Here is a 6,496-nt window from a genome sequence, read left to right as displayed (position 1 = left end):
CCTGCGGGCTTTCGTGCTGAACTGCCTCAACTACCGCAAGGTCCAGGACTAAAAAAGCCGCCCTGGAAGCCTTCTCCTTCAACCCCCTCTCCGCTTTGAGGTTCCTGGGGTTGCATACAAAAGATGTATAGCGGTCAAGTCTGCCCCACCCAGGGCAAGGCGAGCTCCTCGTGGCCCTCCGGCGCGGGGCGGTGGCTGCCGTCCACGTTCTTCACCAGGTAGAAGGGGTGGCCCTTGGTGGTGGTCAGGCTCTCGGTAAGGCCGCTCTCGTCGTCCCTCAAGGTCAGATAGGTAACCTCCTTCTCGACCAGCCCCTGGGTAAACCGCTCCAGCACCGGCCGGTACTCGTTCTTGCCGCTCCCCTCGTTGTAGGCCAGCACCACACTGCCCGCGCCAAGCGCAGCAATGGCCACCATCCCTGTGGCGGTGGCGACCTTGGTCTCGGGGCTGAAGGAGTTACAGGACTCGAAGCGGAGGGCGGGGCGGGGCGTGCCGCCCCGTCCGGGTATCCGGACCGCGGGCATGCGGATGCCGAGCCGGGCGAACAGCCTGGTCAGGAGGGGGGAGGCGACCTTGTTGCCCAGCCAGAACTCGAACAGGTCGCTGGCCCAGCCGGTGGTGCCGTCCTGGTAGCCCTCGAACTTCTCGAACACGCCCGCATCCACGTAGCGGTCGGGCGACCCCAGGGTTCCCCGCTCGCCGATGTAGCCGTACATCACGTTCCCGGGTACGTAAGGCACGCGCTCGCGAATTCTGGTGATCGTCGTTCGCGGGTCCGCGCAGCCGCTGAGGGCGTTGGCCGCCTCCTCCCCCATGCGCAGGAGGTTCTCCTTGACCTGGCTGTAATCGCCCGTGTTCACCGCCAGGTTCAGGTCCAGCATCAGCTTGGCGCGGTCGCGGGGGTCCACCCCGGCCTGTTCGGCCAGCCGGTTGATGTCCTTGACGGCCTGCTCGAGCCGCGCCCGGTCAGGGTCGTTCCTGAAGCGGCCGTTGACGTCCTTGACGGTCTGGCTGGTCACCCAGTCGGCCTGCTGGGGCGCCCCGGTCTTCTTGTCCTGCTCCTTCTGGTTCTTATTGGAGGCATCGTCGTTCGTGGCCGGCTTATGGCTATCGGCAAAGCCGTCCCCGTCGCTGTCGTAGTTGCAGCTCGCGGTGCACTCGTCCTCGAGGGGCCTCACGTCACGCCTGTCCGGGCTGTTCCCCCCGATCGGCGGCACCACCGTATCGATGGGCGCGGGCACCCCCCCGATGGGCGGCACCACCCCGCCCCCCGGCGGCGTCAGCCCTGAGCCCGGTTTGCCCCCCGCCGTGGGCGCCCTGAGGTCGAGGGTGTTCAAAGCCTGCAGCACCGGCGGCAGCACGCTGGCGGGCGGGGTGACGCTGGTGGGGAGCGTGGGGAGAGGGCGGCTTAGGGACATGATGAGCAAGCGCGGTATTTAGCTAAGCTAAGGGTAAAGCCGTCATACCCACGTGGCAAAAAACCTAAATAATCCCAATAGGGTCCAGAACGCCAACGAAGTCGAAAAAACAATCCAGGCTAGAAATTGAGACTCAGATCTCTTAATTAAAACGCGCCTTAAGTAGTCGGAGATGCCAATGGTAAAAATTACATGCAGAACTATAGGGAAATAAACAAGCAGTGCGTAGAGCATATCGAATATGGCAGACACAACAGGACTTAAGCCTTTTATTTTTCCTTCATAGACCAAATTCATCAACAATAGACCTATAACCCTCATTACAAAGCTTATCGCCAGCAGAACCAGCAATGGAACCAACCTCGGCTTCGCCACACTGTCCTCCTTGATCTACAGAAAGTTAGCATTTAGACGGGCGATTCCTGTCACAGTTGATCCGTTTGTGGACATCCAAACCTCCAAATAACTGGAATGGTCCCTCTCTATCACCTGGAGTAGCAGGAGAATAGCCATAAGTATGCTGTCCATTTACTCTAAGCTCATATCCAGGGAAACCATCATGGAAAACATCAATATTATTCACTTTTCCTCCACTGAGGTTAAAAGTGACCCTGTAATCAATAGAATTATCGAGCAAGCACCCCTGACAGACTGGATTGAATATAAAGGGGTTCATTGAGTCACCTGACATAGTAATCTGGCTCCCAGACGATTCCTCAGCAAAGCCCCCCTTATCTCCAACAGGTGCCGTTCGCCTATCAATTACAGGCGTTCTCGCCCATGAAGGCCACAACTCCAATTTCTCAGTAATACCTGTGTCACTAAAATCGGCCAGGATTTCACCATTGGCTGCGTCAAAAACGACGCTATGTGTTGTTCTGTATGAGCCATATTGCCAGAGGTCACGATCGTCACCCGCATATTTACCATACACAGGTGCCACTAAGAAGGGATTAGGGATGAAAGTTGTCATGTTCACCAGATATATACTCGACGACCCATCTGCTTTCCATTTGTCAGTGAATTTAGTCAACCCCTCTAGGTCGTCCTTCCCCATCCCTCCTGACTCGAGGCTTCGGTAGATATTGGTCAAATACAATTTAGGACTTACGCAGTTGGCTGAAGGATGTGGAGGGGATGGGCGAGATAACTTCGTATTGCCTCGCGAACAATGGACGCCTTGGCCTCGTACCAGCTCACCCCCCTGCGCAGCCGGTAGACCTCCAGCCGGAGGAAGGCCCGCAAAGCCAGGAGGAGGTGCCGCAGGATGGAGACCGCCTTCCTCACCTGGGCCCGCTCCACCCCACAGCACTGCTTGAGCCCCCGATGGTAAACCTCTATGCCCCATCCCTGCCGCTCTAACTCCGCCCGCTTCTCTTCGCTCATCCCCAGATGGTTCGTGGCCCAGTACTCCGCCTCCCCGTCCTTGGAGAGCGTTCGGAACACCTTGAACACCTTGACGAACCCAAAGCCCTTCAGGTGCACCACCCGCCCTTCCGGGGGTATCGCCACTTCGCTCACCGGCAGGTTCCCCTTCCCCTCCGGGTTGACCAGGCGGTTGCCCTTCAGCCGCGTCAGAAACCGCCAGCCAAAGCTGACTATGGCCTTGAGGTTCTCCAAGCTGGCATACCAGCTGTCCATCAGGACATATTCCGGCTGAAACCCCCGCTCCTTCGCTTTCTGGAGCATGGTCTGAAAGTGGTCGTTTTTGCTCTTCCCATCCTGGGGCTTGTCGTAGACCCGAAAGTCGCAGGGGATCAGGGCCTGCCCCTCCGTCCACAGCAGGGTCATGAGGGCGATGCCCCTAACCACCCTTTGGTGTTTGCCGCTCCAGTGGTAACTCACCAGATCCATGTCCCGAGCGTAGGGCTTATCCAGGGTGGTGTCGTCCAGGATCAGAAGCCCCTTCCTGAGCTTCACGAAGGCCTTCGCCTCCTGCCACAGCGCCGCCGTGTCGGGTGGCTGTCTTTGCAGCAGGCGGGTAAAGGCATCATGGGCGGGAGGGTTGTTCTCCTCTGGACTGCAGCGGGCGGCCTCGGTGCAGGTGAAGACCCGCTGAGCGGCGATGAGAAAGTGGATGTAGTCCAGGTCATCGCACTTCGGTGGGTTCATGGGCATCACCCCCTTTGGAGAAGCTTGGCTAAGCACTCTCCTCCTAGCACACAGAAGAATGTCCAGTCAACTGCAACTGCGTAACTCCTAAACCAATTGAGCAAGGGCTGTCGGACCTGCTCTACCGGCGCTTTCAATCCTCTACGAGGTTAAGCGCCTTTGCAACAAGCTCGAGGCCGACGGGGTGGCCTGGGTGCGGGAGTTTCAATCCTCTACGAGGTTAAGCGCCTTTGCAACGCGGCCTGCTCGAGCTCTTCCTGCCGCCCTGGATGTTTCAATCCTCTACGAGGTTAAGCGCCTTTGCAACGCGGGGCCGTGGGGGGCGATGGCGGGGTCGGAGAAGTTTCAATCCTCTACGAGGTTAAGCGCCTTTGCAACGTTCTATGTGCCGGAACCACTCCTCCACGCTGGGGACGGTTTCAATCCTCTACGAGGTTAAGCGCCTTTGCAACAGGGTGTCCTCGGGCAGGTCCCAGCCCTTGCACCCGTTTCAATCCTCTACGAGGTTAAGCGCCTTTGCAACCCGGTCGCGCTCGCCGGGGTCGCGGGCCAGGATCAGGTTTCAATCCTCTACGAGGTTAAGCGCCTTTGCAACCAACGCCTCCACCGTGCCCATCGCCATGGACCAGGTTTCAATCCTCTACGAGGTTAAGCGCCTTTGCAACCCTTGCCGAGCACGGCAAGGCCGTCGAGTACCTGTTTCAATCCTCTACGAGGTTAAGCGCCTTTGCAACGAGCACGCCGCCGGCCAAAGTTTGTCTAGTGTATATGTTTCAATCCTCTACGAGGTTAAGCGCCTTTGCAACCGCCAGCCGCGCGCCGATGCGCTCCATCAGCCGCAGGTTTCAATCCTCTACGAGGTTAAGCGCCTTTGCAACCTCCTCGCGCAACCCGTCCAGGCCCTTTTGCAGCTGGTTTCAATCCTCTACGAGGTTAAGCGCCTTTGCAACGGCTGGCCGACAGACGGCGACCGCACGTTTTTCATCATGTTTCAATCCTCTACGAGGTTAAGCGCCTTTGCAACTCATCGGGGCGGTGCGCTTCGAGCCGCCCGAGATCGTTTCAATCCTCTACGAGGTTAAGCGCCTTTGCAACGATTCGCAGACAGTCCGGGCCGTTCGGTCAGGCTGTGTTTCAATCCTCTACGAGGTTAAGCGCCTTTGCAACAGACGCCGATGCGGTTGTACAGCCGCCACAGCCGCCAGTTTCAATCCTCTACGAGGTTAAGCGCCTTTGCAACTCCACGAACTCCAGCTCGTCCAAGTGCACGATGTTTCAATCCTCTACGAGGTTAAGCGCCTTTGCAACAGATCCGCGCCCTGCTCAACGCCAGCCCCAACCGGTTTCAATCCTCTACGAGGTTAAGCGCCTTTGCAACCCGGCGACGGGCCCGGCCAGCGCTACCCCTCCATGTTTCAATCCTCTACGAGGTTAAGCGCCTTTGCAACCCGGCGACGGGCCCGGCCAGCGCTACCCCTCCATGTTTCAATCCTCTACGAGGTTAAGCGCCTTTGCAACGCCCACGGTACACCCCGGCCCTGCGGCTGCCGCTCTTGAGGTTTCAATCCTCTACGAGGTTAAGCGCCTTTGCAACGGCGAGCGCATCCTGCGCCACGTCCTCCCCCAGCCCGTTTCAATCCTCTACGAGGTTAAGCGCCTTTGCAACTCCTCCTCGGTCCAGTGGGGGGCCCGCGCGCTCAGTTTCAATCCTCTACGAGGTTAAGCGCCTTTGCAACGATGCACCAGCCCGAGGGCGAGGTCTACGCCGAGTTTCAATCCTCTACGAGGTTAAGCGCCTTTGCAACGGCCCCGATCAGGCATCCTGTTCGTCACAGCCTTTCTAGCTCCGAAATCGCACACGGCGTGTGGACTTCTCCTAAGTACACTCACGATAGACTTTTACAGTGGGAAACTTTCGGTACATTGAGTTGAGCCAAGAAGAGGATGAACAACTGCGGGCTATCGAGCAAAGCCCCCACATGAACAAGAAGGTGAGGCTGCGCAGTCAGATGATTCGGTTGTCGAACCAGCGTTGGGAGATGAGCCGGATTGCCGGGTATGTCGGATGCCACGTGCGGACGGTTGGCGCAGCGCTGAATGCCTGGGTAAGCCGGAAGTTCGAGGGACTGGCGGATCGTCCCCAGAAAGGCAATCGGCGCAAACTCCACGCAGAGGCCTTGCAGTTTATGCGGGATAAGCTGGCGGAAGACCGCTGTTGGAATGCGCGGCAGTTGACGGAAGCCATCGCCCTGGAGTTTGGCATCCAGGTAGACGAGGAGAGCGTGCGACGCAACCTCCGGCAACTGGGTTACGCCTGGAAACGGGATCGCTACGTCGTGGCCGGTCAGCCCGACCCCCAGTTGCTGCGACAGGCTGAAGCGGCGCTCGACACCCTGAAAAGGGGGCGCTCGAAGGTCGGGTCATTCTGAAGTATCTGGACGAGAGTGGGTTTGGCCTGACCTTACCGATAGGCTATAGCTGGACGCTCAAGGGGCAGCCGCACCAGCGCCGGGTTCCCCGATACTTTGGCGGCGCCGGGCGGATCAATCTCATCGGCGCCTGGTCGTACGCTGGGAGGCACGGGCAGTATGCAGTACTGGAAGGTAGATGTACGAAAGAAGCGGTACTGGCTTTTCTTGAGAAGCAGGCCCAACAAGCCAGCCAGCAAAACAAGCTCACGGTCATGGTGCTGGACAATGCCAGCTTCCACAAAGCCAAGCTGATCCAGGCTCGGCTGGCAACCTGGCAAGCGCAAAACCTCTATCTACGCTTCTTGCCTCCCTACAGCCCTCAGCTCAACCTCATCGAGACCTTTTGGAGAAAGCTCAAAGCCTACCTTCTGCCCCGCCGCCATTACGCTAGCCTCTCCCACCTCAAGCAAGCCCTGTTGCAAGCCTTGGACCTACTGGGGGCTGTGGAGGTAAAAATCTAATGGGGAAATACTTAGTCTACACGAACTGATACCC

5 protein-coding genes and 1 CRISPR repeat array are annotated in these 6,496 nt (G+C 58.4%); of the genes, 2 read left to right on the top strand and 3 right to left on the bottom strand.

Going from position 1 to position 6,496, the window contains the following annotated elements:
* Window positions 1-134: 134 nt before the first annotated feature.
* The 3 genes from MEICH_RS0116030 to MEICH_RS0116025 form a co-directional block, all read right to left on the bottom strand.
* Window positions 135-1,418 (bottom strand): polymorphic toxin-type HINT domain-containing protein, encoded by a 1,284-nt coding sequence (locus MEICH_RS0116030; RefSeq protein WP_157202859.1) that lies wholly within the window; start codon window positions 1,416-1,418, stop codon window positions 135-137.
* 400 nt (window positions 1,419-1,818) lie between these two features.
* Window positions 1,819-2,475: a hypothetical protein gene (locus MEICH_RS28860; protein WP_157202858.1), complete on the bottom strand. Its 657-nt coding sequence runs from the start codon at window positions 2,473-2,475 to the stop codon at window positions 1,819-1,821.
* Between the two features lie 50 nt (window positions 2,476-2,525).
* Window positions 2,526-3,566, bottom strand: a complete 1,041-nt coding sequence (locus MEICH_RS0116025; RefSeq protein ID WP_084542373.1) for an IS701 family transposase — start codon at window positions 3,564-3,566, stop codon at window positions 2,526-2,528.
* Between the two features lie 94 nt (window positions 3,567-3,660).
* A CRISPR array of direct repeats spans window positions 3,661-5,335; the repeat unit is 36 nt; unit sequence GTTTCAATCCTCTACGAGGTTAAGCGCCTTTGCAAC.
* A 174-nt stretch (window positions 5,336-5,509) separates the two neighbouring features.
* Between MEICH_RS0116025 and MEICH_RS25545 the strand changes: the two genes are divergently transcribed.
* Complete coding sequence (locus MEICH_RS25545; protein ID WP_157202566.1) at window positions 5,510-5,959, top strand: helix-turn-helix domain-containing protein; 450 nt, start codon at window positions 5,510-5,512, stop codon at window positions 5,957-5,959.
* Window positions 5,953-6,462 carry an IS630 family transposase gene (locus MEICH_RS28120; RefSeq protein ID WP_084542134.1) on the top strand — a complete coding sequence of 170 codons (510 nt, stop codon included), beginning with the start codon at window positions 5,953-5,955 and terminating at the stop codon, window positions 6,460-6,462. Before MEICH_RS25545 ends, MEICH_RS28120 begins: the two co-directional genes overlap by 7 nt.
* The last annotated feature ends 34 nt before the right edge of the window (window positions 6,463-6,496 follow it).

The organism is Calidithermus chliarophilus DSM 9957, from assembly GCF_000430045.1.
GTDB classification, from domain to species: Bacteria; Deinococcota; Deinococci; order Deinococcales; family Thermaceae; genus Calidithermus; species Calidithermus chliarophilus.
This window is presented reverse-complemented; position numbering and strand designations above follow the sequence as displayed.

Bases quoted from the DNA above. Each gene is read 5' to 3' on its own strand.
- MEICH_RS0116030 (WP_157202859.1), bottom strand. From the start codon at position 1,418: ATGTCCCTAAGCCGCCCTCTCCCCACGCTCCCCACCAGCGTCACCCCG.
- MEICH_RS28860 (WP_157202858.1), bottom strand. From the start codon at position 2,475: ATGGGGAAGGACGACCTAGAGGGGTTGACTAAATTCACTGACAAATGG.
- MEICH_RS25545 (WP_157202566.1), top strand. From the start codon at position 5,510: ATGAACAAGAAGGTGAGGCTGCGCAGTCAGATGATTCGGTTGTCGAAC.